We start from the raw sequence: 26,230 nt of genomic DNA, 5'->3' as shown, positions 1-26,230 counted from the left end.
GCATGGTTGTTTTATTTTTATAGGTTGAGGTAATAAAGTGAATAGTATAGAAACACATCTTCCTAATTGGTTACAGCGATGCGCTGACAATACGCCTCAGAAGCAAGCAATCAGTACACCAGAAATAGAATGGACCTTTGCGGAATTCAATCAACAGACAATTCAACTGGCTCGCCAGCTGTCAACATTGGGCATAAAGCAAGGGAGCCGAGTGGCACTACTGGCCAGCAATGGCGTGCCTTTTGTTGTCTGCGTACATGCCTTGATACGCCTGGGGGCGGTCCTGGTGCCGCTCAACGTACGTCTGACACTGGAGGAACAGCTCTGGCTGCTGCGTGATGTCGAGGCCGTGGCGTTGCTCAGCGATGCTGCCTATGCTTCGCGGGCCGCCGCCATCCAGCAGGCGTTGCCCGCTCTGACTGCAGCCAGGCTCCAGCTTGAAACGGCCAGGCGCCAGGTCTCTCTACAGGGTGTAGCCCCGGATCTGCATGCGCCCCTGCTCGATGAGATTGAGCTTGAGGCAACGCAGGCCATTATGTATACCTCGGGTACGACCGGCACCCCCAAAGGCGTAATCATCACCTATAAGATGCAGTGGTGGAATGCCGTTGGCTCGGCCCTTAATCTTGGCCATCAAGCAGATAGTGATTGCTGGCTATTGTGTATGCCACTGTTCCATATCGGCGGACTCTCAATTTTGATGAAGAATGTGATCTATGGTATTCGCATTATTGTGTATGAGAAGTTTGATGCCGCGATCGTCAATCGGGCGATTCGGGAGCAGGGGATTTCAATTATTTCGGTGGTAGCGGTCATGCTCCAACGCATGCTGGCCGAGCTTGATGCCAGTCAGCAACGCTATCCCACCACGCTGCGCTGCGTGCTGCTAGGTGGAGGACCCGCTCCCCGGCCACTGCTGGAGGATTGCGCCAGCCGCAACGTGCCGGTGGTCCAAACCTATGGCTTGACCGAGTCATGTTCGCAGGCGGTCACGCTCTCACCTGCCGATGCCCTGCGCAAGCTCGGTTCAGCCGGTCGCCCCCTGCTACCCGTTCAGCTTCGTATCGTAGACAAGGGAGTGGCGGTTGGACCCAACCAGGCCGGTGTGATCTGCCTGAAGGGTCCCAGCATTACTGCGGGCTATGACCATCGTCCCGACGCTACGGCGGCCACTATCCAGGATGGCTGGTTGACTACCGGCGATATCGGCTATCTGGACAACGAAGGCTACCTCTATGTGCTCGACCGGCGCAGCGATTTGATTATCTCCGGCGGCGAAAACATCTATCCTGCCGAGATCGAAGCCGTGCTCCTCACCCACCCGGACGTTGCAGAGGTGGGTGTCTGCGGCCAACCTGACCCCCAATGGGGCCAGGTGCCCATCGCCTTTGTTCACCTGCACGCTGGCAGCTCGCTCACCCCTGCCGAACTAATCGCCTACGCCACCCAGCGCCTGGCCCGCTACAAAGTGCCTCGCTCCATCTACCTCACCCCACCACTTCCCCACAACTCTTCCGGCAAACTCCTGCGCCGCGAACTCCCCAAACTCCTCTAAGAGCCATTTCCGGACCTTATCCCTCCTCCAAAACGGAGATGCAAAGAGCAATCTATTAATTTAATGTCGATAGTAAGAAAAGAAAGCAACAAGAAAAGCGATCCGTAGGTTCGGGGCTATGAACTTTGACTAAATACGAGGGAGTTGAAATCAGTGCAAGAACTCCTCGTCAGTCAATGCGTGAGGTTTTCTAGATTTCCTGTTTATTAGTCAAAGTTCATCGAGAGGGGAGCCGTTTCTTATTAAAATATATAGTTCATTTATGTTATATTTCCATCATAAACAGATTATTTGTATCATAGGTAGCTCTGCAACTACTCAGCTTTCAAATGAAGCAAGGACAACAAGACAAGAGGTGGACTTGCGAGTGAAGTATTTCACTCCGAGAATGTGATCATAGCAATATCATTTCTCTATTTTTCAATGTATTGTTATAGCAAAACGATATGTGTCTTGTTATTGCGGCTCATTTAATTTCCTGTTTTCTTATAAATATACAGAATATATAGATAAAGGTTTTTCATAATAAAGGTTCCATCTACACAAAGGGAGGAATATCATGGACCAGCAAGCAAATTACGAAATTTTATACGAAAATGGCTTTACTGAGAGTGAGATAGATCATTTGAACAATCTGAGCCTGGAATATAAGCGAGAAGAGGAGTCTCTGAGGCAACCGCATCTGAATCGACTAGAATTCGTCCGTTGGTTGGTTCTCACAGGCAAACTGACAGAGAACATTGCGTGAGCAAAAATGTGAAAGCGGCGCATGAGGCTGAGTTGAAGCTTATCACAGATCACAAGGCTTCTCCAATTGTGCGATAGAGTCAATCCTCGCTTTTTGAGATGGATAGATAGATTTTTCTCATTCTAGCAAGGCTTGACTCTATTATGTATTTCCTTGTGACTTTTACGTTGTCCTGAAAACGGCCCAAAAAGTGTTGACAGTCTGCTGCGGTTATGTTATTATTTTCCTCGTTAAGGCAGTTCTAATCCAGCTTGCCTGACAGTAATCCGGAAAGCGCAAATATGTGTACATCAACACAGCTTTCTCAGGATACGCACGGAGAGGTCGCATAGTGGCCTAGTGCGGCGGTTTGCTAAACCGCTGATGGGGCAACCCATCCGAGAGTTCGAATCTCTCCCTCTCCGCCAGACAACTTAGGGGAGTAGCTCAATGGTAGAGTCCACGTCTCCAAAACGTGTTGTTGCAGGTTCGAGTCCTGTCTCCCCTGCCCCTTAAAGAAGGCTCCGGTGATTATTTACCGGAGCCTTCTTTATTCCCCAACCCGTAGGTTCGACCCTTGCGGTCGATTGCCCCACCGTCTGTGGGGCCCCGTATCCTCGCCGCTCGGTCCCTCTATATACCAACACCTCCCCACACGCGGTTCCCAAATGCGAACCTTCCCTTTTTTGGGGTAGACACGTATGGCGAGGATATTTGTTGGCGAGCGTGACATGTTTGAGGAAGGTGCAGGTGCGGGTACGGGGTCGCCACGCTGCGGCGGGCGACAATCGACCGCAAGGGTCGAACCTACGACGTTTCATGATTCTTGTTGCTTTTTCGAACGGGGAGGGAGCAAGCACCCTTTGCAGGCGCTTGCTTTTCTTTCATGTGGATAGGGAACACAGAGGGGAAATCAGAGGGTGGAGTTGCGCATCTCGCTCGGTTGGTAGTAAAGGACCACTACTCCAGAGGGATGCGTTTTGGTGTTGACCAGTTTCAGCTTCACCCGGTCCTTGATGTCTTGAAAGAGTGGCTTGCCGCCGCCTAAAATCACAGGGTGGACTAAGATTTGATATTCATCGATCAGGCTTAGATTGGTCAGGGTTTGCACCAGGCTGGCGCTGCCGTAGATGATTATGTCGCGCCCTGGCTCGCGCTTCAGTTGCTCGATCTCTGCTGGATTGACCTCTTTTAGCAGTCGTGAATTGTTCCACTCCGCGCTTTCGAGCGTCCTGGAAAATACTATTTTTTGCATTGCATTCAAAGTGCGAGCATATTCTTTCTCGCCCTCTGAGGCATTGGGACTGTCAGGTACATGAGGCCAGGAGCCAGCAAAACTTTGATACGTCACCCGCCCGAGCAAGAGTGTGTCGGCAGCGTTGACGAAATCGCTCTCATATTTGCCCATGGCTTCATCGTAGAGTTCACCGATCCAATCCATTTCTCCGTTTGGCCCGGCGATAAAACCGTCAAGGGTCACCCACATGGTGCTAATAATTTTTCTCATGCTCTTCTTTCTCCTTGTCCTTTTTGTTGTTTATCAGATAGATAACATTATGACTCATACGAAAGTCGTTGTCTTGTACAAAAACGGCATTTGCTCGGGTCGGCTTTTCTCCAGGATCTGGGCAGGCGTTTGTCCGATGAGGTGCTTCAGCGATCGGGTCAGGTGCGGCTGATCAAAATAGCCCGCTTCGTTAACGGTGTCCAGAATCGAGACGCCCTGCTGTAAGAGGTGTGTGGCATAACGGGCACGTTCGATTTGACGGGCCGCGCTCTGCGTCAGCCCGGTAGCCCGTGAGAAACGACGTTGGATGGTGCTCAGTGAGCGGTCGTTCCAATCACCTTGTAAGGCGGCCTCTACGACTGGCTCACGCGCCAGTAGTTCCTTACGCGCCAACCAGTCAATGAACGTGTCGGCATTATCATAGTCAGGCAGTTGCCAGGTAGAGCCAAAGAACCAGAAGGAGTTCTTAGCGACGGGGGGCAGGTTCACCTCTGAATCCACCAGCGTTCTGGTGGGTAGTTGCGGCAGAAATGTGCCCAGCTTCAAGAGGATACCGAGCCACTCACCATCTCCAGGACAGTCTCCAATTGGTGTAGCCCTGGTCTCTGGCCCACGCACCGTCACGGTGACCTTGCCCTGCAGCCTGCTTATCACTAGTTCGCAGCGACTCGCGGCAATGGAGAGAAAAGGAGTCGCGCCTTCGCTATGGCAACGCCAGACTCTTTCGACAAAAGGCGAGTCCGATGGTCTGTCCTCATCAAAGATAATCATTCCACACCCGTTCGAGTTAATTTATCATAGCTGATCCACCTGCATGCGGAAGAATTCACAAGGTACAATACATCCTTCTCAGGTCAGCGAATCAAAAAGATACTATCTTTTTCTAAAGCTATGCAGCATAATCGGAAATGCCACAAGAAGCAGTAGTACAGGCGAGCAGCGCCAATTGTTCCACCAATTGATTTCATTCCATTATCAAAACCCTGAAAGGTCAGACAGTTGACGGGAAACCTGCGATACATGGGGAGAGAGCTTCAACTTCTATCCCCCAAAAGGGTAGTGGCTCCCGACGGGATTAACAGAATAAGGTAGTTGAGAAGAAGATACAGGTAGCAAAAAGACCAGGGCAGCCTGGGTCTGGCAACACATCTCAAGCCACCTGCCCGGCTACCAATTTGATAGTATATCACTTGCAAAGGGCGTTTTAAACCCCTGTCCAGTTTCAATGAGAATTAGCCTGTTTTTCCACTGGCAAACTATTTCCAATAATCTTTACACAATCTTAACGGCGATATTTTTAACCAGTCTGGCCATTTTGACGCAATTTGACGATTTTTTCTATGACATGAACGCGCTCTACAAGCTCCCTCATGCCATAGCCATCAACTTTCCTCCCCCCTTAGTACTTTTTTAGTACCACTTGAGGATAAAAATGATGATTTGCAAAAAATCTTATACCTTACATCTTGTCGGTGCTGTTCATTCGGTATAAGACAAAACGGCCGGGCGCGCATTAGATGTCAAAGAAATCGTTACTCTGTCTTCTACCGAAAAGACGTCCCACCGACATCAACCAGGAGAGCACAGCATGCTTGATAAAGGGTCAATATACTAGTACTTCCTGGGATAGCAAGAAAAGCTGCACATGCCAGCAGTGACCCAGCCTCTGCGAACGCGTGCCTTGTAGAGGTTGGAGCAGCTGCTGCGGCGCAATAACGATGCTGCAGTTTCAATCGAAATACGTGTATTTAAAACAGTAGCAGCCTCGGAGACGCAGGCAAGACGGTAAGAGCGACCGTTTGGAAGCGGCTCTGCTCTCTCGGGGCAAGGAAAGGAAGCATCATGCGTAAACAGTATCTTCGCTGGATCGTACCCGTTCTTGTACTCTTAATTATGGCCACCGTCCTCATCCTCGGCCCCGCCATCATGAGCCACGCCGCCGGCGTCAAATCCGCATCCCCAGCACCAACCAGCACAGCTACTCCATCAAAAAAAGTTGATCCAAGCTATTACTGGATGAATTAGAGCACAATAACAAATGCAGTATGAACTGAGCCAATTATCAGTTCATACTGCATTTGTTATTACTGATTATTGAGTAAATTGAGCCAATCACTCACTTCTTTAGCATTATTATCTCCCATTGTCTCTAGCATAGCTAAACTTTCCTCTCCGAGCTTTACAGCCTGGACAAAATCGTTATTATGTGCCGCCACTTGAGCCAGACCATAATTAGCCATTGCTATTAAATCCTGGCTTCCCTTGGGAGCGATTGTAAGCACTTCGCGAAAATACTTTTCGGCTGACGCTATTTTCAATTGTTGCAGATATAACTTGCCATATTCATGCATCGCTCTGGCAATAATCAGCGGTCTATTAAGTTGTCTAGCGAAAGTTAATGTCTCTTCCAAATACCTTTCCGCCAGCATGTGATTTTTTTCAATAACTGCAATCTCTCCTAAATTAAGTAATAACATGCTAGTGCCTTCTGGATATCCCATCTGTCGACTGATACTCAGACCCTCCTGGAAATATGTTTTAGCCTGAACATAATTTTTTTTATCTGCAGATACTGCACCTAAATTAAGCAATAATATACAAATTTGTTCTCGATGCCTTAACTGCCGGGCTAACAGTAATCCTTCTTGAAAGTACCTCTCTGCTTGTTTATAATTACCCATCATCCCTGATAATGCACCTAGATTAGCTAGAAGAGAGCAAGCTTGTTCCCGATTATCAATCTGTCTGGATAAAGCTAAACCTTCTTGTAGATACTCTGCAGCTTTTTGATAATTACCCTGGCTCGTTACTACTTGCCCCAAACGCTTTAACAAATTGCTCATCCTTCCAATATCACCAATTTGCTGCGCCAGCGCTAAGCCTTTTGTTAAATATTCCTCAGCCTGCTTAAAATCCCCAGATCGCCATTTGATATCCCCTAAGTTGCTTAGCAAAGAACAGACACTCTCATTATCCGCATTACTATGTGCTATATCTAAACCTCTCAAAAAATACATCTCTGCCTTTTGAAATTCCCCTCTTTTTTGAGCTGTCTCACCAAGGTAAAGTACAACTTGTGTCTGGCGACTTTGATCATTTTGCTCAACCGCTGCCTCATTAGCCTGCTCTAAATAATGCTCGGCCTGGCTATATAGACCTCTTAACAGTAAGAATGGGGCGAACGCACAAACGCATCTGACAAAAGCAGAGGTTTCACCTATCTCATAGGCAATTTCAAGAGTTGCCTCAATAGTGCTGGTGTCTTCTTCCAGTTGTTCGTAGTCTTTTTTGTGTACTTCGACAAAATCAGCATAGTAGGTTACCAGGCGCTCCTGGGCGGTTGTGAGTTGCTCATCTGAGATCTGGAGCAGGGCATAGTCGGAGATGACCTGGTGTAGCAGGTAGCGATCACCATTGCTTTCGAGCATGCCAGCGTCTGAGAGGGCGTCGAGCTCATCAGTGCTGCAGGCGGCGACGGCCATGGCGGCCTCTTCTGAGAAGGTGTTTGGCTTGGGCGGGAAGACGGAGAGCGCGTACAGCGTGCGCCGCGCCTCTTCGTCCAGAAGCTGGTCGGTGACGGCGATGATGGATTGGATGGAGAGCGATTGTTCATTGGGCAGGCTGGGATGGCTCTCGGCCGGGATGTGTGGCTCTTTGAGTTTGAGGCGCACCTCGGCGTTGCTCAGTCGTTCGAGGGCCGAGGTGATGCGACGCGCGGGACCACTGTAGGCCTGCTTGCGCAGGTAGTTGCCAATCAGGGTTAGCGCCAGCGGCAGCCCGCCGACGGCCTGCACGAGATCATGAACCTTCTGCTGCTCACGATAGATAACCTGTGGGGCCAGCAGGTTGAGCAGGCTGATGCTCTCGCTCTCGCCCAGCTCGCGAATATTGATGGCGTTGCCCAGTGCCATGTGAGAGGCAATGTTGGGGAAGCGCGTGGTCACCAGGTGAGCGCAGTTGCTGCCACCGACGCGAAAGGCCAGCGCCTCCTCCAACTTCCAGGCATCATCAATGATAATCAACATAGTACGATTACCAATAGCGGTACGAATGGCCTTGGCCCGGGCCTCGTCGCTCCCCAACTTTGTCATTTCGGCGAAAGAGATGCCCAGCAGATTACCCCAGCGGCTAAAGATGCCCGGCAGATTGGGCTGTGGTCCCAGGCCGGCCCAGAGGATACCATCCTTAAAGAACTCGCGCATCTCGCTATCGTGGGCCAGCGCGACCGAGAGCGCGGTCTTGCCCACACCGGGCAATCCGTTCAAAGCGGTCAAGGCCGTGTTGCCGCTGCCTTTTAGGCGCTGCTTAATCACAGCCAGGTCGCTCTCGCGGCCGACCAGCTGGATGGCTGGCAATAACGGGATAGCCGGATCATAGATCACATGGGGCACCACCGGGACCGCCGCAATGGGCGTATTGGGAACGGACGCCGCTGAGCGACCTCCCTTGCTGCGCTCGGCACGCGTTGGCAGCAGGTCTAGTTCTTCCTCGCTCTTATTGAAGAGCGCGCACAATTTGCGCCGGAAATAGGGATTAGGCCTGGTGATTCCACGTTCCCACCGACTGACATTCACATAGGTCGTGCCTATATCGTCCGCGACCTCCTGCTGTGAAAGGTTATAGCTGACACGTGCTTCAGTTAAGCGTACACGCGGCTGATGGGGCGTCTCTGAAGTCGGCATCCGTTCACCATTCTTCCTGTTAGCATGAATGTGATAAATAGCGCGAGAATGATAAAAATGATAAATGCATTTGATAAATCTGTCATTAAAAGTATACCTTATTTTAATACATAATTAGCATAGAAAAAGTTTGTAGTCAGGAAATGAAAGCAAAGATACGGACGGCATATGAAATACGAGAAGCTAAACGACATTAGCACCCTGGTGGTTGAATTGAGCGACGAGCGTACATCTGTGGTCAACTGGCTTTTTCATCACCTGGGCCAGTATTATCGGCAGCCTATCGTCGTCGTATTGCCGCAAGATGCCGTTTTTCGGCGTCCGGGAGATTTGCGTGAGTTGCAACAGGTTGCGACCCGACAGGATGCTCAGCTGGTTCTGGTCATAGAAGGTAACGAACGACTGCGTTTATGGGCGCGTCGACATGGTTTTACGGTCTTTTCGACGATAGAGACCTGCCAGAAGGCACTACTCCAACCGGGGTTCCCGCCCTCCTGGCCCTCCATGTTCGATGGATTACCGGCCCAACCCGAGTTGCGCACGGTAATGGAGCAGTCACCGGTCGCCAGTTTTACTGGTCCCTGGAATAGCTATGACACCAATGCTACAGGTACGCAGGGGGAAACGTACCATGCATCCCTATCGAGCAACGTTGCCGTTGCTAACTTACGCGAGCCTTCTGGTCAATTCAGCTCATCAGAGACGCTTGAGATGATTAATACGGCACCAATACCAGCCGTCAGGCGCATCCAGGCAACTCGTGTGACCGAACCGTTATCCGACTTACCCTCGTATGGGTCAGTTCAAGGTGGGGAAAGAGTACGCAAGACACGCGCGCTGAGCACTGTGGCACTGATTGAAAAAGAGGATGAAGCCCCATTTTTGTCCGATATGGAGTTCTCTTTAGATATGCAGGATATGCAGGATGTGCAGGTACCAGAGAAGATGGTCCAATCAGATGCCGAGGTAGCTCCTGAGGCATTTGAGCAGCCATCACCTCTTAGCGCACACGTTGAGCGTCTCAAACAGGACAAATTACTGCTCATTCTCATGGCGCTGGTCGTTCTGGGTACTCTGGGAGGCGTTGGTTTCGGCTATCTGCTCGAAGTCGCGCGCGCCAACCCGACTCTACAGATACCAGCCTCATTACTACATACAATCTGGGGGATATAGTCGAGCATATGGCAACCTATGTACAGCGTATTCATCTAAATCGTCCTATCAACACCCGGTTAATCATCGCTGTGCGCTTTGTCGTCACGGCTGCGGTCTCTGGAGCCTTATCCCGTGTGGATGCGCCGGCCGGTACTCAACCACATCGTGGAAGTGCCGCTGCGTTCCCATATCTGGTTGCCTCACAAGAGCAGGGGCCGTATTACGCTAGCCGAGAGGCGGCCACGGTTGGTGTACGCGAAACAGTGGCGATGCGGTTGAGAGTGGTAGACCCGAAAGATGCGTCTACTATGAAGGAGTATCACCATGCAGAAAGTCTACCTGCGTAAACCTAAAGCACCAGCAGACTATACAAACCAGCAGGCGAATAAAATATTGCACTTCTCGCTTCAGGACTCGTTGCCTGCAGGCCATATCATGGTCCTTAACACGACCTTTGGGACTCTATCCTACCTGGCCTGCGACGAGCTGCATATACCACGCCTCCTGAAGCAGGAACAGTTCACGAATACCGAGATGAACGTCTTGTTGCCGCTCCTGGAGCTGTTCCCCTATTATTGTCCTTATGAAGTGCTCTATGCCAATTTCTATAGCGGTGGCAAGGCCAGCGAGGCCGATATCACCAGGGCACGCGAGCACCTTGAAGAGGCTATGGAAGAGGGTAGCTGGGATCAAGAGATGCGCCCGGTGCGCTGCGCCCTTTCGCGCACACGCCTGAAAATGCGCTCGTTCAATGTCGATATCTCATCCATCCTGGCTACTGGCTATATCCTCCTTATTGCGGGTCAACCTGACGAAGAAGAAGAATACGAAGACCTCCGTAAGGTTGCGGCGGGACGGCGCTAGCACGCCAGCAAACTACTACTATGTCCTCCCTGTGCTTTTCTGGTTGTGAAGACGGGACCGGGCCATTGTGGGATATGGCTCGGTCCCGTCCTTATTATATGTTTTGTATTTGATTTATGGTCGCACCCGCACGCTCTCGCATTCGACGCGCCCGACTTCACAGACCAGACCAACTCCCCCACCGAGCAACGGTTCACGCCGATCCTGCACGTCAAAAAGTTGCTGTCCATCAATAAAGGCTTTTATAGAGGTACCATCCACCTGCAAGCTAAAGGTGTAGCGGCGATCCAATTCCCAATCGAACCTGCTTTCAGCCAGCACAGTTTCGCCGTCAAGGACTTTGATCAAACGCGCATATCTATCGTTGGTCAGGAGCAGAGCATAGTAGCGCTGCAGTCCCTGGACACGAACGGCGAGTCCCACCGCATCGGCCATGTGGGCCGCCAGCACCGCATCGACGCGATAATCGCTCCATTCCCTGGTGCCCTGGCTGATCAGGCCACGGCCGTGGTTCTGCATGATACGGCAGGAGTCTGACCACCGGAACTCTAGCTGATCGGCACCATTCACCCAGGCACGCTGCCAGGCATGGCCTCCCTCAGTTGGGCGCTCCAGCAGTATCTCGGGCGTACCTTGCCAGGTCAGGTAATCCAGGTAAAGCTTTCCGGCCTGTCCGCCAGCTAGCACCAGTCCAATCGCAGCGATCGGCTGCCCATGAGTATCGGGCACGAGCCATTCCAGCGTTTCTTGCTCACCAGCTGCTAACTCTACCTGCGGACCCTCGATCACGCTGAGCTGATCCTGAGCATTATAAACCTGGATGATCAGGCGAGCCTGGAGCACCTGGCTATTCCCAGCATCAGCCAGCACAGCGGCCTGCACTTGCTGCCCAGAATAGAGAGTGGGCGAAGCCAGCAGCGAGTAGCCCTTCATCTCCAAGGCATCCACCGGCACAAAGGTAGCCGTGGTCAATTGCAGAGCTTGTCCATCCGAGCCTGACTCCTGCATAGCAATCTCCAGGCAGCGCTCACCAGCCTGGATGGGATGTTCTGCATTCTTCAACTGTGCCCGTCCGCTGGCCTCGGTCAGCTGAAAGCCCTGCACCGAGCCGGGCAGCGAGAAATGAAAGCGAGCACCACCCTTAGGCGCCTGGTACGCCACACCAGCCAGTGCCGAGGCCGCTTTGACGATATGATATGTTTCAGTCACAGCATCGGTGATAGCCCGCCCACCGTCAGCGGTCGGTAAATAGAGCCGATCCGCCACCGGCCCGCGCCAATCGGGACCCGCATCAATGCCACGCAGCCCATTCTTGATCCCCAACAAGCAACCAACGTTGGCCGAGTTGCAGTCGGTATCCCAGCCCGCCGTGTTCACAATCATCAGTGAACGCTGGAAATCATCTTCTCCATAGAGCAGGGCCATGATGATCAGGGCGTGATTGGGGATCACATGACAGTTGCCGCCATAGGTGTCGTAGCCATACTTCTCCGCGATCTTCTCGCGCGTCTTACGCCAGTCGGACTCCTCACGGTGCCAGCCGCGAATATCCTGGATCATGCGATAAACAAGCGAGTCCTCGGGAATAAATGAGAGGCCAGTATCCAGCAGCTTCTGGATGTCGCTTTCTACAAAGGCCTGGGCCTCCATGGCGGCGATTACCTGGGCGGCATAGACCGCCTCGCCGTCATGGCTGACTCTGCTGGCTTCACCAGCCAGCCTAACGGCCTGTGCGGGATTGCCAGGAGAGACCATAGCCCAACCGTCGATAAAGATCTGCGCCCCGATCTGCTCTGCCACCACCTGACCATTCAGCTCGATCGAGCCGCTACGCGGAGCCTGGATACCTTGCTTGAGGCGCAGGTAGGCCGTATGCTCGGTCGAGTTGCCCATGCCGCCCCACCACAGGATGGTTCGCCCCTCAATAATATAATTCAGCCAGCTCTGCCCGATCTGGGCCGCCGACAGCTCAGGATCATAATTATAATCAGCCAACGCGCGCAGGAAAGTAAAGGTCCCGGAAATATCATCATCGGTCACCACCAGCGGCACACCACGCTTCTCATGGACATAATAATGGATCTCACCCAGCTCCTGCATGATCCGCTCATACGACCAGCCCTCAAATGGACGCCCCAGATAGACGCCGATGATCTTCCCCAGCACACCAGCATACGCACGCTCAATATAATCTGTCGGCAATGTGTATTGATCTGACATAAAAAGAACCTTTTAACCTTTCAACATATAGCGTAACCTTAGCCACGCAGTCCACCTGAGGCTAATCCAGCAATAAAACGCCGTTGGAGGATCAGAAAAAGGACAATAATTGGTAGGATAATGATGACCGCCGCCGCATTAGTCAGCCCCCAGTAACGATGGAAGGACTGCTGGAAGGCCAGAAAGCTGGTGGTTACTGGCAACAGTGTATTATCCTGAATAAAGGTAACGGCATAGATAAATTCATTCCATGCTTGGAAGCCAGCAATCAGGCCCACCGTCAAAAAGCTGGGATAGGAGAGTGGCAGTACCACGCGCACCATTACCTGAAATTCATTGGCTCCATCTATCCGTGCTGCATCACTGTATTCTCGTGGCAATGAGATCAAATAGGAGCGCAGTAGTAGGATCGGCAGCGAACAACCTGTTCCCCAATATATCAGGATCAACCCGAATAGATTATCAGTGAGGCCGATTTTACTCCACAGGAAGTAGAGCGGGATCAAAAAGAGCTGGAAAGGAATGGCAAAACTGGCAATTAGATAGAGCATCACGACGCTTCGTCCAGGTAGATCCAGGTGTGACAGTGCATAAGCGGCCATGCCAGCGATTACCCATATCCCTAGTACGGTTCCAACGGTGATAATCGTGCTATTACGCATGGTTGTGCCCAGATCACCCTGCGTCCACGCAGTCACAAAGTTGGAGAACTGTGGGTTCAGTGGAAACCCTAGCGGATTAACACCAATTTCGCTATCCGATTTCAAGGAGTTAAAAATCAATATACAGAGAGGTCCCAGCGAGAAGATGGCCAATACGATAGCCAGTAGATAGTAAAAAGCCTTCTCGGTTAGCCCTAATGACTTTTTTACACGTGTCAGCATATTAAATCTCAACTCCTTTCCGTTGCAAGTAGAGATAAACTCCAGTGATAATAGCTGCGATAAAGCTTAAACTCAAGCCCATGGCAGCAGCATAGCCTGCTTCATTGAGCGCAAATGCATTCTTATACATTAGAATGGACATTACCTGCGTGGCTCCTGCCGGGCCGCCCTGGGTAATAATAAAGGGATACTCAAATACCAGCAGTGACCACACGGTGACCAGGAGCAGGACAATACCCAATACAGGTCTGATACCTGGAATCGTCACATGCAGAAACTGCTTCCAGCGCGATGCTCCATCTACTCTAGCAGCCTCATATAATTCAGGGCTTACCGCTTGCATAGCGGCCAGAAACAGCACCACCAGATAGCCCCAGAAGTGCCAGTTATCCACAAAAGCTACCGATAGCAAAGCATAGTGAGCATCACCAAAAAAATAGACATTATCCAGAAAATGCAGACCTATCCGATTCAATAATGAAGCCAGACCCTGCTGCGGATCCAGGATCTGTTCCCATATTGAGGCGTTTACAACGCTGGCAATGATGTAAGGAATGAAATAGGCGGCACGAAAAAACATCTGAAAGCGCTTGATTTGTGAGAGCAGGAAAGCCCCCAGTAATCCCATCGCAATTGGCACTGTTAGAAACATGGCCAGCCAGATTAGATTAAAAAGGAAGGCCTGGTGAAAATCTGCATCTCCAAACAACTGGATAAAATTGGCCAATCCAACAAATTTCGCCTCACCCATACCTGACCAATCAGTAAAGGCATAGTAGAAGGTCGAGATGGATGGTCCTAAGACTACAACACCGTTGACCAGGAGAAATGGTAACATAAAGCTCCAGGCCAGAATTTTCCGACGCCTCTCGGGAGGAAAACGTTTCTTCTGCATATGATGGGATTGAGCAAAGATATGTTCAGATTTGAGCATATCCCGTGCTGAATCAGAAGAGAGACCGTGCATTTGACTTGCTGACATTACTACGCCTTTCCTTTGGGTAGAGGAGGAACAACACCCTGGGCAAGTTCTTTTTTGAAAATATCATCCAACTGTGAACAGAAATCCGCTGGCTTCAGGTTGCCCGTAAGAACCTTATCCATCCCCTCATACATAAAGGTGTCCGATTTGGGCGGCCAGAAGGTCCAGGTAGTATAACCGAAGGAACCTTTCTGCGCGCTTTCATTAATGCTCAGATAAGAGTCACGTAGACGTTTGTCAACGGCTGCCGGGAAATCACTCTCTTTCAATGGAATCGGCAATGGTTCGCTACCAATAGCGCCCATGGCGTTGGTCACACGCTGGGGGGTCGTGAAGAGCCAGTCCATATATTTGGCTGCTGCATCCGCTGCCTTACTCTTCGCATTGATCGATAGGGTGCTACCAATACCTAGTGCAAAAATATTATCAGGCAGGCCACTACGCAAAGCGGGAATAGGAGCCCAGTCATAGTCCATTTTTGTCATCTTGCCATCAAAGAAGTTAGGCCAGTTTTGGAACGCCCAGCTACCTTCCAGATCAACCGCAGCCTTACCCTGAGCAAAGGCTGTGTCGATGGTATCAAACTTATTGGTAAAGTATTGCTTGACTCCTCCCCCGAACCAGCCTTTCTGGAAATACTTGTTCATCAGGTCGATGCTCTCGACAAAAATAGGATCTTTCCACGAAACTTTGCCACTCAAGGCCTGGTATACCGCATCTGGACCTGCATAGTGGTTTAAAAACACTGTGACAAACCATTCGGTGGCTGGCTTCCAGTCTGCGCTGCCAGCAATAAATGGTGTGATCCCATGCCCTGCAGCATCTGCCGCAAAAGCTTCCAGGTCAGCTCGATTCTTCGGCACTGTCCATCCATGTTGGCTGAAAAGATTTTTATTATAGTAGAACAACATGGTTTCATAGGATGTAGGCAACGAATAAAGCTTACCATTGACTCTACCAGATTGGAGTGCCCAATCAAAAATTTTGTTCTGCCATTTATATTGTGTGGCGTATTTATCCAGATCCAGTAGCAAGTTCGAAGAGGTATACTGAGCAGAGTAGGAAGGACCTGGTGTGGGGACAAGGTCAGGACCGTTGCCAGCTGGCAAAGCGATTTGCAACAAACGATCGATGTCGCTATTTGGTTTGAAGCTTAATTTGATCTGCACATCTTTGTGGCTACTCATGTAGTCTTTGATATCATGCTGCTGTATATACAGGCGCTGTTTAGCATCATCAACACCTAGCCAGTAAGAAAGTGTATTGGTTGAACCTGTACCACTATCACCACAAGCAGCGAACAAAGAACCGGCAAGGCTTGCTCCCAGAGCAACCTGGCCGGTTTGGGCGAGGAAACGACGACGAGATAAAGAGCTCTGCATAGCGTGTTACTCCTTTGTTTTTCAATAGAATGGCACTTCGAAATTGCCAGATCATACAGGTCTGCTTTGACCTTTTCCAAATAAGGACTAACTACAACAAAATAATAAATCTTTATCCAACCCAGGCCTTTCAGGGCGCAAAAACCTCCCGCCGTTCGCTATATAACTACACGAACGTTGATTTTAGTAGGAAAACTGCAAAATTTTATCCATTTATAGATAGGAAGAGAGATGAAGCGTAACCCCGCCAAAATATCAGGTATCTCTGCCAGTTTCGATAATATCGGTCAGGCCGAGGCGCGCACGATTAATTCATATGGCACCATGATCTGACGAGCAGGTCCATCATACGTCCCTTGCATACGCTCCAGCAACAACTTTCCAGCTCTCTGGCCAGTTTCATAAGCTGGATTTACCACCGTTGTTAAAGCGGGTGTGATCAAGGATGCAGCCTCTATATCGTCATAACCAACAATCGCCACGTCCCCAGGAACCGCAATGTTCATTTCGTGGACAACGTCCAGGGCACCGATCGCCATTAAGTCATTGGCACAAAAGATTGCGGTTGGGCGCTCAGGCAATGCCATTAGCTGACGCATAGCTCGCGCACCACCATGGCGATAAAAATCTCCTTCTGCTATCAAAGTAGGGTCAACCGTATAGCCACCCTCTTCCAGCGCTTCGCAATAGCCAGCTTGACGCGAATCGTTCGGATACAATCCTCTGGAACCGGCAATCATGGCAATACGTGTGTGCCCACGCTCAATCAAATAGCGTACACCCAGCTTAGCTCCTGCATGATCATCACTGGAGACACGATCAATATCTGGATGTGTAATACTCTGCCCTATAGAAACATAGGCCATTCTGTCATCTGGCACGATTTTAGTATTGCGATGCAGTGAAGATAAGACCAGGCCATCAACCTGGCGCTGTAATGCATCTTTGATAAAGGTCTGCTCTCGCTGTATATCACTATCTGTGTTACAGATAAATACAGAATAGCCATGCTCAACCAGTGCATCCTGCAGCCCACGAGCTAATGTTGGATAAAAGGCGTTGGTAATATCGGGCAGAATTAACGCTACCATATACGTTTGCTGCATGCGTAGGCTACGCGCCAGTGCATTGGGTTGAAAACCCAACTCCTTGATCACCTGCTCGATACGTGCCTGTGTCTCTGGTGCCACCGGCCGCTTACCACTTAGCATATGTGAAACCGTTGTCTTACTTACACCTGCCTTTTTTGCTACATCTGCAATAGTTACAATCGTCAATCACTTACTCCTACAATTTTCCCATTCTCCTGATCTATCACGCAATTATATGTTTACCGACTAGCTGTTCGTGACTTTCTCAGGAGTGCAAATCGATTTGTATAGATGAAGTATACATACAAATCGATTTGCAAGTCAAGGGTTTCATAGGCTATTATTATTCTAAATAGAACTCCAGTATAGAATTGAGAGCCAGAAATCGTCTATTAAGATAAGGAAGGTAGAATATATTTATGCCTGCATCAAAACCCGTGCTTGTGGTTGGTAGCCTGAATATGGATCAGGTTGTGCGTGTGCCGCGGCTGCCTGTGATGGGTGAAACCTTATTGGGGGCGAGCTCGATTACGTTTGTGCCCGGCGGCAAAGGGGCTAACCAGGCGGTGGCTATGGCACGCCTGGGCGCATCGGTTCAGATGGCCGGGCGCATCGGACAGGACCCCTTTGGTCAGCAGCTAAAAGCTGCTTTACAAGATGATCAGATCGATACCAGCTTGCTCGTCACCGACACCGAAGCGGCCAGTGGATCTGCCTTTATTTTTTTAAATGCGGAAGGGGATAACGCCATCGTCGTCTCTTCGGGGGCCAATGCCCATGTCGGCAAGGATCAGCAACAGATGGAGCATATTTTCGCCGCGCTCGCGCAGGCTCAGGCTCTGGTGCTGCAGCTAGAGATTCCGCACGACACCGTTGAGCTGCTGATCGATAGGGCTCACAGCTTACATGTCCCGGTCATCCTTAATCTGGCGCCAGCCTACCCGTTACGCAAGGAGACGCTCAGCAAGCTCTCCGTGCTGGTAGTGAACGAAACCGAGGCCAGCCTGCTCAGTGGACAACCAGTTGAAAGCCTGGAAGATGCCCGCCACGTCGGCGCCATCCTCCACGAACATGGCATCCCTACCGTCGTCATTACCCTGGGAGCCCAGGGAGCTATCCTGATCAATTCAGACGCGCAGGGCCAGACCAATATCATCTATCAGGAAGCGCCAGAGGTTACCGTCGTCGATACAACTGCTGCCGGTGACTGCTTTGTTGGCGCCCTCACCGTCGCGCTCACCGAAGGGCAGAGCCCCTCCGACGCCCTGCGCTTCGCTACCCGCGCCAGCGCCATCAAAGTTACCCGCTTCGGAGCTCAATCCGGCCTCCCCAGGCGAGCCGATATCCGATAAAAAGGGATCTTATGCATTATGGCGAATCCAGAGCGGTTCGATGCTTTCGATGGGTGGGTCCACATCGAAGAGGCTGGGCTGTTGCTCGGTACGGAAGAGTTGCTCGAAGGATTCTTTGCTGAAGGCTTTGCTCAGCCGGGCGGCATATGAGTTGCGCAGCACCTGGATATAGTGTTCGACATCGTAGTCGCGGCGATCGGCAACATCTTGATAGGTTACCAGCGCGGTCTTTTTCTGGGGCGCAACTTTACCATCCGCCTGTTCACGCCAGTCGGTGACGATGGTGGCTTCCTCGGTCTCGTCAGGAAGCCAGACATAACCTTTGCGCGTCCGATAGAAGCGTACGCGTTCCCCGACATGCCAGTGGTTTCGACCAGCATGGAGCAAAGCTTCATAGGCTGGCTCCTGGTGATTGTTACGCGCCGCCAGGTAGGTGTCAGGAGCCTTGGAGAGCTTGACCCGTGTAGCCAGATCCGAGGCGGGCAGGCGGCGATTGCGCAGATCGGAGATGGCCTCCAGGTAAAGGTTCCGTACTCCGACGACATCCCCCACCATGACGCAGTGCAGAGCTTTGCGCAAGAAGCGCTCGCCAAATGGTTCTGCCCGGCTGGACCGCAGGGCGACGCCATGTACCAGCAGGCGGTTATCATAGGTAAGCAAGGCGTAGTTCTTCACTTCGTGGCTCAACATGGCCCGGTAGCGTCCCTCGTACTCCAGGCGAATACCGGCGGGCAGTTCCGAGGCAATCGCATTGACCAGATCTAATTCCTGGGATGCGCTCCATCCTTTGGGGACCGCAAAGTAGACGCCGTCAGTGTCGGCCTCGATCAGGGCCATGCCTCGCTGGCGCAATGCATCCAGGATCGAATTGAGAATGGCCCGGCCACGCCGGGTGACTTCGCCAGCCGCCTTGCCGTCCGCGAACAATGCCATTGAGCCCGCTCCCATGTAGCCATAGGCGGCGTTAATCAAAATCTTCATCGCCGCCTGGGTCGCTGCATGGTGATTGCTCTCAACCGCGTGGCGCCTCGTACGGCGTGCCATCTCTTTATGCTCCAACCGCAAATCGGTCAGGCGCCCCAGAATGTTGAGGAAGATTCCCAGGCGGTCGCAGGAGGGCCCAATCCGAAAGGTGCGCATCAGTGAAGGATATAGGGAAGCTACGTCGGCCTTGACGACCTGTTCGGCGATGCCAGAGGCAAAGAGGTGGACCGCCCCTCCTTCGTGCAAGCCATCTTCGGCGCTCTGCTGGGCCGCTCGGTAAGGCGGGGCCGCGCCCCGGCGTAGATAGCTGCGTACCAGGATCGGTTCCAGAATGCCCATGGCCGGACCCGCCGAAGTCAGTCGTTCATAGCGGCGGGGAGCCATACTGGCCAGAGCAAAAGGCGCCCCCAGCAGCCTCTGCGAGAGGCCATCGACTTCCTTTACATCATCCAGTGCATAGCGACGCACCAGCTCGGGATTTTTCTGATAGGTTTCGAAAATATCGCCGCCTTCGATGTAGACGCGTTTGGGAGAGGCCAGGCCAAAATATCTGGCCACCTCTTTGAGGCCATAGCCAGGAATGTCGCGCACCACGAAATCATGCCGCCTCACAGCGTCCAGCGTATCTATCAGCTCACGGCCAGCTACGCTGAAGCGGTTGCGCTTACGGGCCTCGGGTCCAACGGCCAGCGTCTCCGCATAACTCTCCAGCACCATTGGACCCCCTTCGCGCCCGATTTCTAGCGGCACGCGATGCACCACGGCGCGATGCTCCAGAAAGGGCAGGTCAAAGCCGAACAGGTTGTGGTTTTCGATCACATCGGGATCGCGCTCACGGATCAGTGCGCACAAATCATAGATCAGCTGCGCCTCCTCTTCCGGTGTGCTGGCCTCTAGCACACGTTCAAAGCCACGATTATCGCGTATAGCGACCAGGAAGATACGGCCTCGGTGCGGGTCCAGCGCGGTCGTCTCCAGATCAAATTGCAGCCGGTGAAGATCCTGATAGGTCAGGCCACGGAAATAGACCTTGCCAGTACTCATAAGATACTGCTCAACTGTACCCACGCGATAATAGGCGTCTCCAAGCTCATTAATGGAACTCACCGGCCGGCGCAAGCGGAGACCGGCCCCCTCCAGGATCGTCCGTTCCAGCAGACGGCTATCACGGGCAAATAACAGGTAGTTGTAGGATGCGGTGGGACCCTCCAGCTCACGATAACGTAATATGACCTTGTGGCCTGCATGTTCATTATAGGGTTGCAGGGCATCCCCTAGATAAGAAACATCTTGCAGCGAAGTAGCCAATAGCCAGGGGCGATAGCGTTCCGCGGAACGCACAATCCTGCCTTCCACCCGTCGCCAGATCAGCGCCCGACCATCGCGATGGGCCCAGACAGAAACAATACCCGGTGTCGGATTCCAACCAAAGAGATATTCATCTTCAATCGGAATGGGCGTAGGATCAGTTTGTGCTTGCATAGCTGAATGTGCGCTCCTGGTCTATCTTGCGAAGAAAACGTTTGTTCTAATCATAACATGAGTTAGCTATGAATAACAAGCCTTCAACAGTCCCTTTCTCATGCCTTCAGCCCCTGACGCTACGCTCCTGCGGCGCTCAAAAGAGGTTTTTATGTTGGTGCAAAAAGTGCGCACAGCGCACTTTTTGCACCAACATAAAAAAAGAGATTGGGGGCGTCAGCGCTCCCCAGGCTCGCCAGCCTGATACATTCAAAGCTTGCTTTGTATATTTTTTATACTTCTCCTGAGTGGCGGTGCCTCAATATGGCAGCTAGATGGAACGCAACCTTCCTCTGTCCACTATCGCTGGGGTGAAGGCGGTTGGAAAAATCTGAAGAACCAGGGGTCAACCAGCCAGTGGTGTCGATATAAAAGACGTTATGATCGCCCGATGCGTTGAGTATATCGACCGCCGCCCGCGTCGGCAATTCCATATAACCAGAGAACGTTCTGAGCACATAGATGGGTGTGTTGGGATAGTGCTGCCGCAGGTTCTGAATGAATGCCAGGTAGGATAGCTCAAAGGCCGACGCCGATTGTCCATGGTTATAATCATTGGTGCCCAGGTTTATGACCAGCACATTCGGTATGAAACGCCTGGTATCCCATAGTGGCGAGTCGGGATACTGCAGTGTCTGCAACTTAAAATATTGGGTATTCATGCCTGCGCAGGATGGTACCATTGAACTCAGGCAGATGCCCGAAGTAGCAATCTGCACATGCTCAGCCCCTAATTGTTCAGCTGTCAGCCAGGCATAGCTGGAGAGGTCATTCATTTTATCGGAATAGCCGGCCGTGATTGAGTCTCCAATAAACTCGATCACTTCTGGCGAGACCTGAGGAGAAAGGATTCTGGCTCCCGTATCCAGAATCAGCCCCTGGAAGTGGATACTTGTCCACTCCGAGCCTGTAGTTACGCGTAGAGAGTGATCGCCGTTCAGCAGCGCCAGCGGAGTCAGATTTAGCACGCCTTTTGTCCCGTGATAGAGCACGTCGGGTCCTCTATCAATGCTAACAAAGACATTGGCTGCCTCTCCCAGGCGCAGCTCCACGTGACGTCCACTAAAGGCCGTCTTTAAGTAAGCACCGCCCCAGTAGCTCACATATTCATGGCGATTCATCATATCCCAGCGCCCATAATACTTGATATCTGTATTAACTGGAGATACTTGCACCGATAGCAAATTCACCAGCGGCTCCCTGGGATGCAGCCACGGCCAGGCATAGAACGTGTACGCGGTCGCCAGTAACAGGGCCGCCATAACAATCCCTACGATCGCATAACGTCTCATTGACCCCATCAATATCAACCTCCGCTTTGCTCTAAGCGCACGCTCTTCTCTCTATTATATTATCCTCTACGCCTATACATGTAAATGGTCTAGAAAATGCAGAAACCGACAGTCCATTACACACGCCCAAAATTATCTATGCCAGCGCAGAATCTTGCTTAAATTGCTATCCTTCATTGGGTGTCAATTGATGTGATTTCCTGTCAGATCTGAGGCAGAGAAAACGTCTACTATTTATAGTATGATAAAACGTAGGAGGCGGATCCGTCTATATGAGGAATGGAGTCTAACCTTGCGAAAAGTAACGATGGCTTTAATTGGAGCCGGACAAAGAGGTATGGATTGCTATGCTCGCTATGCGTTGAAGTTTCCACATGAGGTAGAGTTTGTGGCGGTGGCGGATGCCAAACCTGAACGGCGTAAGAAATTTCAGCGGCAGCATGGGCTGGCTGATTCTGCCTGCTATAGCGATTGGCGAGATTTATTGGCTCAGCCGGACGTGGCTGATGCGGTGCTAGTGTGTACGCAGGATAAGATGCATTATGAACCGGCGATGGCGGCGCTACAGGCAGGTTATCATGTCTTGTTGGAGAAGCCAATGTCGCCCGATCCGCGCGAGTGCCTGGAGATGGGCGAGTGCGCCAAAGAGCAGGGGCGCATCTTTTCAATCTGTCACGTACTACGCTATACCAATTTCTTTACGACCATCAAGCAATTGTTGGAACAGGGCGAAATTGGCCAGTTGATCTCCATCCAGCATAATGAGAATGTGGCACACTGGCATTATGCCCATAGCTATGTGCGCGGCAACTGGCGCAACTCGCAGCTATCCAGTCCGATGATCCTGGCCAAGTCCTGCCACGACATGGATATCTTACTGTGGCTGGCTGGAGCGGATTGCGTCAACATCTCCTCGTTCGGTACCCTGACCCACTTTAAGGCCGCCAATGCGCCTGAGGGAGCCCCCGAACGCTGCCTGGATGGCTGCCCGGTGGCCGATACCTGTCTGTATTATGCGCCCCGACACTATCTGACAGAGAACGCGAGCTGGCCCGCCAGCATCATCAGCGACGATCACAGCATGGAGGCGCGCTACCAGGCCTTATTAGAGGGTCCCTATGGCCGCTGCGTCTACCATTGCGATAATAATGTGGTGGATCACCAGGTGGTTAATCTAGAATTCGCCAATGAGGTTACTGCAGTATTTACAATGTGCGCCTTCACCGAAAAATGTGAACGCACGATCAAGCTCATGGGCACCATGGGTGAGATTCGGGGAGCAATGGAAAAAGGCGAGATTGAGGTTCTGGATTTTGCGACGAAAGCCAGCAAGGTCATTACTCTGGCCAGCGGAGAAGGCGTGACAGGCCATGGCGGTGGAGACTTTGGCTTGATGCGGGACTTCGTGCGCCTGGTACAGCAGGATGGAGTACAGGTGGGACGCACTTCGGCCGACGTCGCGGTGCAGAGCCACCTGATGGCCTTCGCCGCTGAAGAGGCTCGCCTGAGCAAACAGGTCATTTCATTGGAGGCATTCCGCCAGAACCTGTAGACATGCTCCTTGATGGGCGCTGCTGAATTCACGCCCGCGCAGCGATCAAAGAAGCGCTAAACCTGCGAAAAACCTGGCTGGACGTTAGATGGGAAGCTACCCTGGTGGTTGCCTCCCATCCTACACACTCACTCATTTATCTCACTATAAGGCAGCTCAACATAGAAGGTGCTACCTTTTCTGGGCTCGGATTGGCACCAGATGCGTCCATTGTGACGTTCAATGATATCTTTGGTGATGGCCAGGCCCAGACCCAGACCACGCTTGTCAGAGGATTGGGCGTCGGGCGTGCGGTAAAATGCCTCAAAAATATGCTCTTGCTGTTCTTTGGCGATACCGCGACCATGATCCCGGACCACGAAAAGCACGTAGTGGACTCCGGGTTTGATGCTCACCTCAACGGGCGTGTCGTCGGGTGAATACTTAATGGCATTGCTGATCAAATTGGTCATAACCTGAGAGAAACGGTCCACGTCGAGCTTGATGCTGATGGGCTCGATAGGTGCATCCAAAATAATAGTTCGCTCGGACAACAGTCGCTGATCCTCCACCACATCGCGACAGAGAGAGGTGACGTTGCAAAGATGCCGATTTAAAACTGCCTTTCCGGCCCGCATACTACTGACATCCAGTAGTTCGTCAATCAAAATAGTCAGACGGCTGGTCTGATCGTTGATGCGCTCCAGGGCCGTAGCGACTCCATCTATGTGCTCAAGATTCTTCTGCTTGGAGATGCGGCGTAACATCAATTGGGCCTGTCCACGAATGGTGGTGACGGGCGTTTTTAACTCATGCGAGGCAATCGAGAGGAAACGATCCTTCATCTGATTAGCATCTTCCAGGCGCTTGTTGGTCGCTTCTAGCTCCTGGGCATATGATTGCAGTTCAAATTCGGTCTCCATAGCCTGAAAACGCGCACGCTCACGCTGCGCTGTAATGAGAGCAATCACCAGGCCAGAACCAACAAAAGGTAATAATTGCAGAGCATCGCGCCAGTTTGAATAGTTATAAGCATTCAATGGCAGCACAAAAAAATAATACAGCACGGCCGCGTTAAGCAAAATTGACCAGATGGCCGGGCCCGCTCCCCAGAACAGAGCCACCATAACAATCACAACCATGCTAAAAGTGCCAGGAAAAAAGAATTGCCCAAATATTTTTGTGACATACAACGTACATAGAAGCACGATAATCGTGGCAGGTATAGTTGCCAGATATCCAATCAGCGGGTGGCGCCACTTCGGCACACTGCTCATATAATCTTTACGCAAACGTGATCTCTGTTCAAGGCTCATGCGCCGATAACGTCGGCCCCGCTTATCTGTATATATGTCACCATGAGCTAATCTCATGCTTTGTCCCACTCCCTCTTACAACCTGACCGGTAGCAATACATAAGTGTCCATACTCCTGTATAAATCTGTTTCACGTTCATAGTAGCAGAAGATCTATTTTCCCCCTTCTCGAACAGGATATGTTGATTTACACTATTTGTGCACGGGGTCGTTTTCGCTCGGTGGTCATAAATGCTTCTTGCATTTGCGCGTCATGCATACCAATTATTGCTACTTCAGGGTGCCGATGCGCAAAATGATGCAGGTCGATCAGTGTCTGCTGAGCCGTCGCATCATCGCTGGTCACCATGGACCAGAGTATGGGGTGCATGGTCGCTGGAACCATATAGTTATCCGAGATCCAGGCCGCGTCTCCAACGAGGAAGACACGCGGACCATAGGCGCGATTGATAAACATGCCCAGTTGGCCCGGTGTGTGACCCGGCAACGGCACCAGTATAATCGACCCATCTCCAAATACATCATGGCTGCAGCGAAAGCCTTCATAGGCGGGTCCTGCAAAATCTAGCAATTTAACTGGATTATTAGATAATAAGCGCCGTACCAATCCCTGATTTTTTTCTAGCAGTCCCTGAGTGGCAAAATCATATTCTACCCGGTTAAGCTGCAAAGGTACACCGGGCAGATCGGGGATACCCGCTACATGGTCCCAATGTAGATGGGATAAAAGCACGAAATCAAGATCCCCTGGCTCCATATGCAGGTTTTCCAGGTGCTGGCACAGTGGCCGCTCCATGTGGAAACGTCCCAGCGTATTTGAAAAAATGAGTGACTGGTCCATTAAAAACAGTGGAATATCTGCACATAAACCGGTATCATAGAGGAATGTTCCCTGGGGATGTTTGACGAGCACTGCGCTATACGCAATGGTGCGCGCTGTCAGGGAGAATGAGCCACGTACAGCAAGACATTCTGGAACAGTTACACTGCCACAGCGCAGAAAAGCGATATCAATATCGGGCAAGGTCGCAGCTAAGCTCACTGACTCTGACTGCCGCTCGTAGAGCGGGTCCGTCACAAAAGGGTGGGGCAGAAAACTATTGATGGCGCTTGCTACCCCAACGGAACCGAGCGCGATGCCTCCCAAAGTTAGCCAGTTACGTAGCTTCATAAGATTTCCTCGTA

General features: G+C 51.5%; 20 protein-coding genes and 2 tRNA genes. 10 read left to right on the top strand and 12 right to left on the bottom strand.

All coding sequences use genetic code 11. The annotated features are described in order from the left end of the window. The first annotated feature begins 46 nt into the window (after nt 1-46). The 4 genes from JMI88_RS26070 to JMI88_RS26055 all read left to right on the top strand — a co-directional run bounded on the left by JMI88_RS26070 (nt 47) and on the right by JMI88_RS26055 (nt 2,790). On the top strand, nt 47-1,555 hold the full coding sequence (locus JMI88_RS26070) for an o-succinylbenzoate--CoA ligase (protein WP_373323981.1): 1,509 nt from the start codon (nt 47-49) through the stop codon (nt 1,553-1,555). Between the two features lie 559 nt (nt 1,556-2,114). Then, nucleotides 2,115-2,303 (top strand): hypothetical protein, encoded by a 189-nt coding sequence (locus JMI88_RS26065; protein WP_201364892.1) that lies wholly within the window; start codon nt 2,115-2,117, stop codon nt 2,301-2,303. Between the two features lie 317 nt (nt 2,304-2,620). After that, nucleotides 2,621-2,710, top strand: a tRNA-Ser gene (locus JMI88_RS26060). A gap of 8 nt (nt 2,711-2,718) precedes the next feature. Next, nucleotides 2,719-2,790, top strand: a tRNA-Trp gene (locus tag JMI88_RS26055). Between the two features lie 405 nt (nt 2,791-3,195). Here the strand turns inward: JMI88_RS26055 and JMI88_RS26050 are convergent. Continuing rightward, the gene (locus tag JMI88_RS26050; RefSeq protein ID WP_201364891.1) at nt 3,196-3,789 is read right to left on the bottom strand and encodes a dihydrofolate reductase family protein; all 594 of its coding nucleotides are present in this window, start codon (nt 3,787-3,789) and stop codon (nt 3,196-3,198) included. Between the two features lie 54 nt (nt 3,790-3,843). Continuing rightward, nucleotides 3,844-4,560 carry a helix-turn-helix domain-containing protein gene (locus JMI88_RS26045; protein WP_201364890.1) on the bottom strand — a complete coding sequence of 239 codons (717 nt, stop codon included), beginning with the start codon at nt 4,558-4,560 and terminating at the stop codon, nt 3,844-3,846. A gap of 1,071 nt (nt 4,561-5,631) precedes the next feature. Between JMI88_RS26045 and JMI88_RS26040 the strand changes: the two genes are divergently transcribed. Then, the gene (locus tag JMI88_RS26040) at nt 5,632-5,814 is read left to right on the top strand and encodes a hypothetical protein (protein WP_201364889.1); all 183 of its coding nucleotides are present in this window, start codon (nt 5,632-5,634) and stop codon (nt 5,812-5,814) included. Between the two features lie 59 nt (nt 5,815-5,873). Here the strand turns inward: JMI88_RS26040 and JMI88_RS26035 are convergent, their stop codons facing one another. After that, on the bottom strand, nt 5,874-8,471 hold the full coding sequence (locus tag JMI88_RS26035; RefSeq protein WP_201364888.1) for a helix-turn-helix domain-containing protein: 2,598 nt from the start codon (nt 8,469-8,471) through the stop codon (nt 5,874-5,876). 168 nt (nt 8,472-8,639) lie between these two features. Here JMI88_RS26035 and JMI88_RS26030 point away from each other — a divergent pair, with 168 nt between their 5' ends. Genes JMI88_RS26030 through JMI88_RS26020 form a run of 3 tightly spaced genes read left to right on the top strand, consistent with a single transcriptional unit; the run spans nt 8,640 to nt 10,490 of the window. After that, on the top strand, nt 8,640-9,644 hold the full coding sequence (locus JMI88_RS26030) for a hypothetical protein (RefSeq protein WP_201364887.1): 1,005 nt from the start codon (nt 8,640-8,642) through the stop codon (nt 9,642-9,644). Nucleotides 9,645-9,652: 8 nt separating this feature from the next. Next, nucleotides 9,653-9,973, top strand: a complete 321-nt coding sequence (locus JMI88_RS26025) for a hypothetical protein (RefSeq protein WP_201364886.1) — start codon at nt 9,653-9,655, stop codon at nt 9,971-9,973. Continuing rightward, nucleotides 9,951-10,490, top strand: coding sequence for a hypothetical protein (locus JMI88_RS26020; protein ID WP_201364885.1), 540 nt, complete (start codon nt 9,951-9,953; stop codon nt 10,488-10,490). The genes JMI88_RS26025 and JMI88_RS26020 overlap by 23 nt, the downstream gene beginning before the upstream one ends. Before the next feature lie 114 nt (nt 10,491-10,604). On the opposite strand, the gene JMI88_RS26015 is transcribed toward JMI88_RS26020, so the two are convergent. The 5 genes from JMI88_RS26015 to JMI88_RS25995 all read right to left on the bottom strand — a co-directional run bounded on the left by JMI88_RS26015 (nt 10,605) and on the right by JMI88_RS25995 (nt 17,235). Next, nucleotides 10,605-12,710 carry an ADP-ribosylglycohydrolase family protein gene (locus JMI88_RS26015; RefSeq protein WP_201364884.1) on the bottom strand — a complete coding sequence of 702 codons (2,106 nt, stop codon included), beginning with the start codon at nt 12,708-12,710 and terminating at the stop codon, nt 10,605-10,607. Between the two features lie 38 nt (nt 12,711-12,748). Further along, nucleotides 12,749-13,594, bottom strand: coding sequence for a carbohydrate ABC transporter permease (locus tag JMI88_RS26010; RefSeq protein ID WP_201364883.1), 846 nt, complete (start codon nt 13,592-13,594; stop codon nt 12,749-12,751). A gap of 1 nt (nt 13,595) precedes the next feature. Further along, complete coding sequence (locus JMI88_RS26005; RefSeq protein WP_201364882.1) at nt 13,596-14,576, bottom strand: carbohydrate ABC transporter permease; 981 nt, start codon at nt 14,574-14,576, stop codon at nt 13,596-13,598. A 2-nt stretch (nt 14,577-14,578) separates the two neighbouring features. Further along, nucleotides 14,579-15,958 carry an ABC transporter substrate-binding protein gene (locus JMI88_RS26000; RefSeq protein ID WP_201364881.1) on the bottom strand — a complete coding sequence of 460 codons (1,380 nt, stop codon included), beginning with the start codon at nt 15,956-15,958 and terminating at the stop codon, nt 14,579-14,581. Nucleotides 15,959-16,245: 287 nt separating this feature from the next. Further along, nucleotides 16,246-17,235: a LacI family DNA-binding transcriptional regulator gene (locus JMI88_RS25995; RefSeq protein ID WP_201364880.1), complete on the bottom strand. Its 990-nt coding sequence runs from the start codon at nt 17,233-17,235 to the stop codon at nt 16,246-16,248. A 233-nt stretch (nt 17,236-17,468) separates the two neighbouring features. Between JMI88_RS25995 and rbsK the strand changes: the two genes are divergently transcribed. Then, a complete protein-coding gene (rbsK, locus tag JMI88_RS25990) occupies nt 17,469-18,401 on the top strand; it encodes a ribokinase (RefSeq protein ID WP_201364879.1) in 933 nt (310 codons plus the stop codon). A gap of 9 nt (nt 18,402-18,410) precedes the next feature. Here rbsK and JMI88_RS25985 read toward each other — a convergent pair whose 3' ends face one another. Both JMI88_RS25985 and JMI88_RS25980 read right to left on the bottom strand, forming a co-directional pair. Beyond that, nucleotides 18,411-20,867: a DNA polymerase domain-containing protein gene (locus tag JMI88_RS25985; RefSeq protein ID WP_201364878.1), complete on the bottom strand. Its 2,457-nt coding sequence runs from the start codon at nt 20,865-20,867 to the stop codon at nt 18,411-18,413. 272 nt (nt 20,868-21,139) lie between these two features. Then, nucleotides 21,140-22,207: an SGNH/GDSL hydrolase family protein gene (locus tag JMI88_RS25980; RefSeq protein ID WP_201364877.1), complete on the bottom strand. Its 1,068-nt coding sequence runs from the start codon at nt 22,205-22,207 to the stop codon at nt 21,140-21,142. Nucleotides 22,208-22,490: 283 nt separating this feature from the next. Between JMI88_RS25980 and JMI88_RS25975 the strand changes: the two genes are divergently transcribed. Beyond that, nucleotides 22,491-23,750 carry a Gfo/Idh/MocA family protein gene (locus JMI88_RS25975; RefSeq protein ID WP_201364876.1) on the top strand — a complete coding sequence of 420 codons (1,260 nt, stop codon included), beginning with the start codon at nt 22,491-22,493 and terminating at the stop codon, nt 23,748-23,750. 128 nt (nt 23,751-23,878) lie between these two features. On the opposite strand, the gene JMI88_RS25970 is transcribed toward JMI88_RS25975, so the two are convergent. After that, on the bottom strand, nt 23,879-25,102 hold the full coding sequence (locus JMI88_RS25970; RefSeq protein WP_201364875.1) for a sensor histidine kinase: 1,224 nt from the start codon (nt 25,100-25,102) through the stop codon (nt 23,879-23,881). A gap of 130 nt (nt 25,103-25,232) precedes the next feature. Next, nucleotides 25,233-26,216 (bottom strand): MBL fold metallo-hydrolase, encoded by a 984-nt coding sequence (locus JMI88_RS25965; protein ID WP_201364874.1) that lies wholly within the window; start codon nt 26,214-26,216, stop codon nt 25,233-25,235. Between the last annotated feature and the right edge of the window lie 14 nt (nt 26,217-26,230).

The sequence above is a fragment of the Dictyobacter formicarum genome (genome assembly GCF_016587435.1).
The sequence above is the reverse complement of the archived record's forward strand: the minus strand, read 5'-3'. Positions and strand labels throughout refer to the sequence as shown.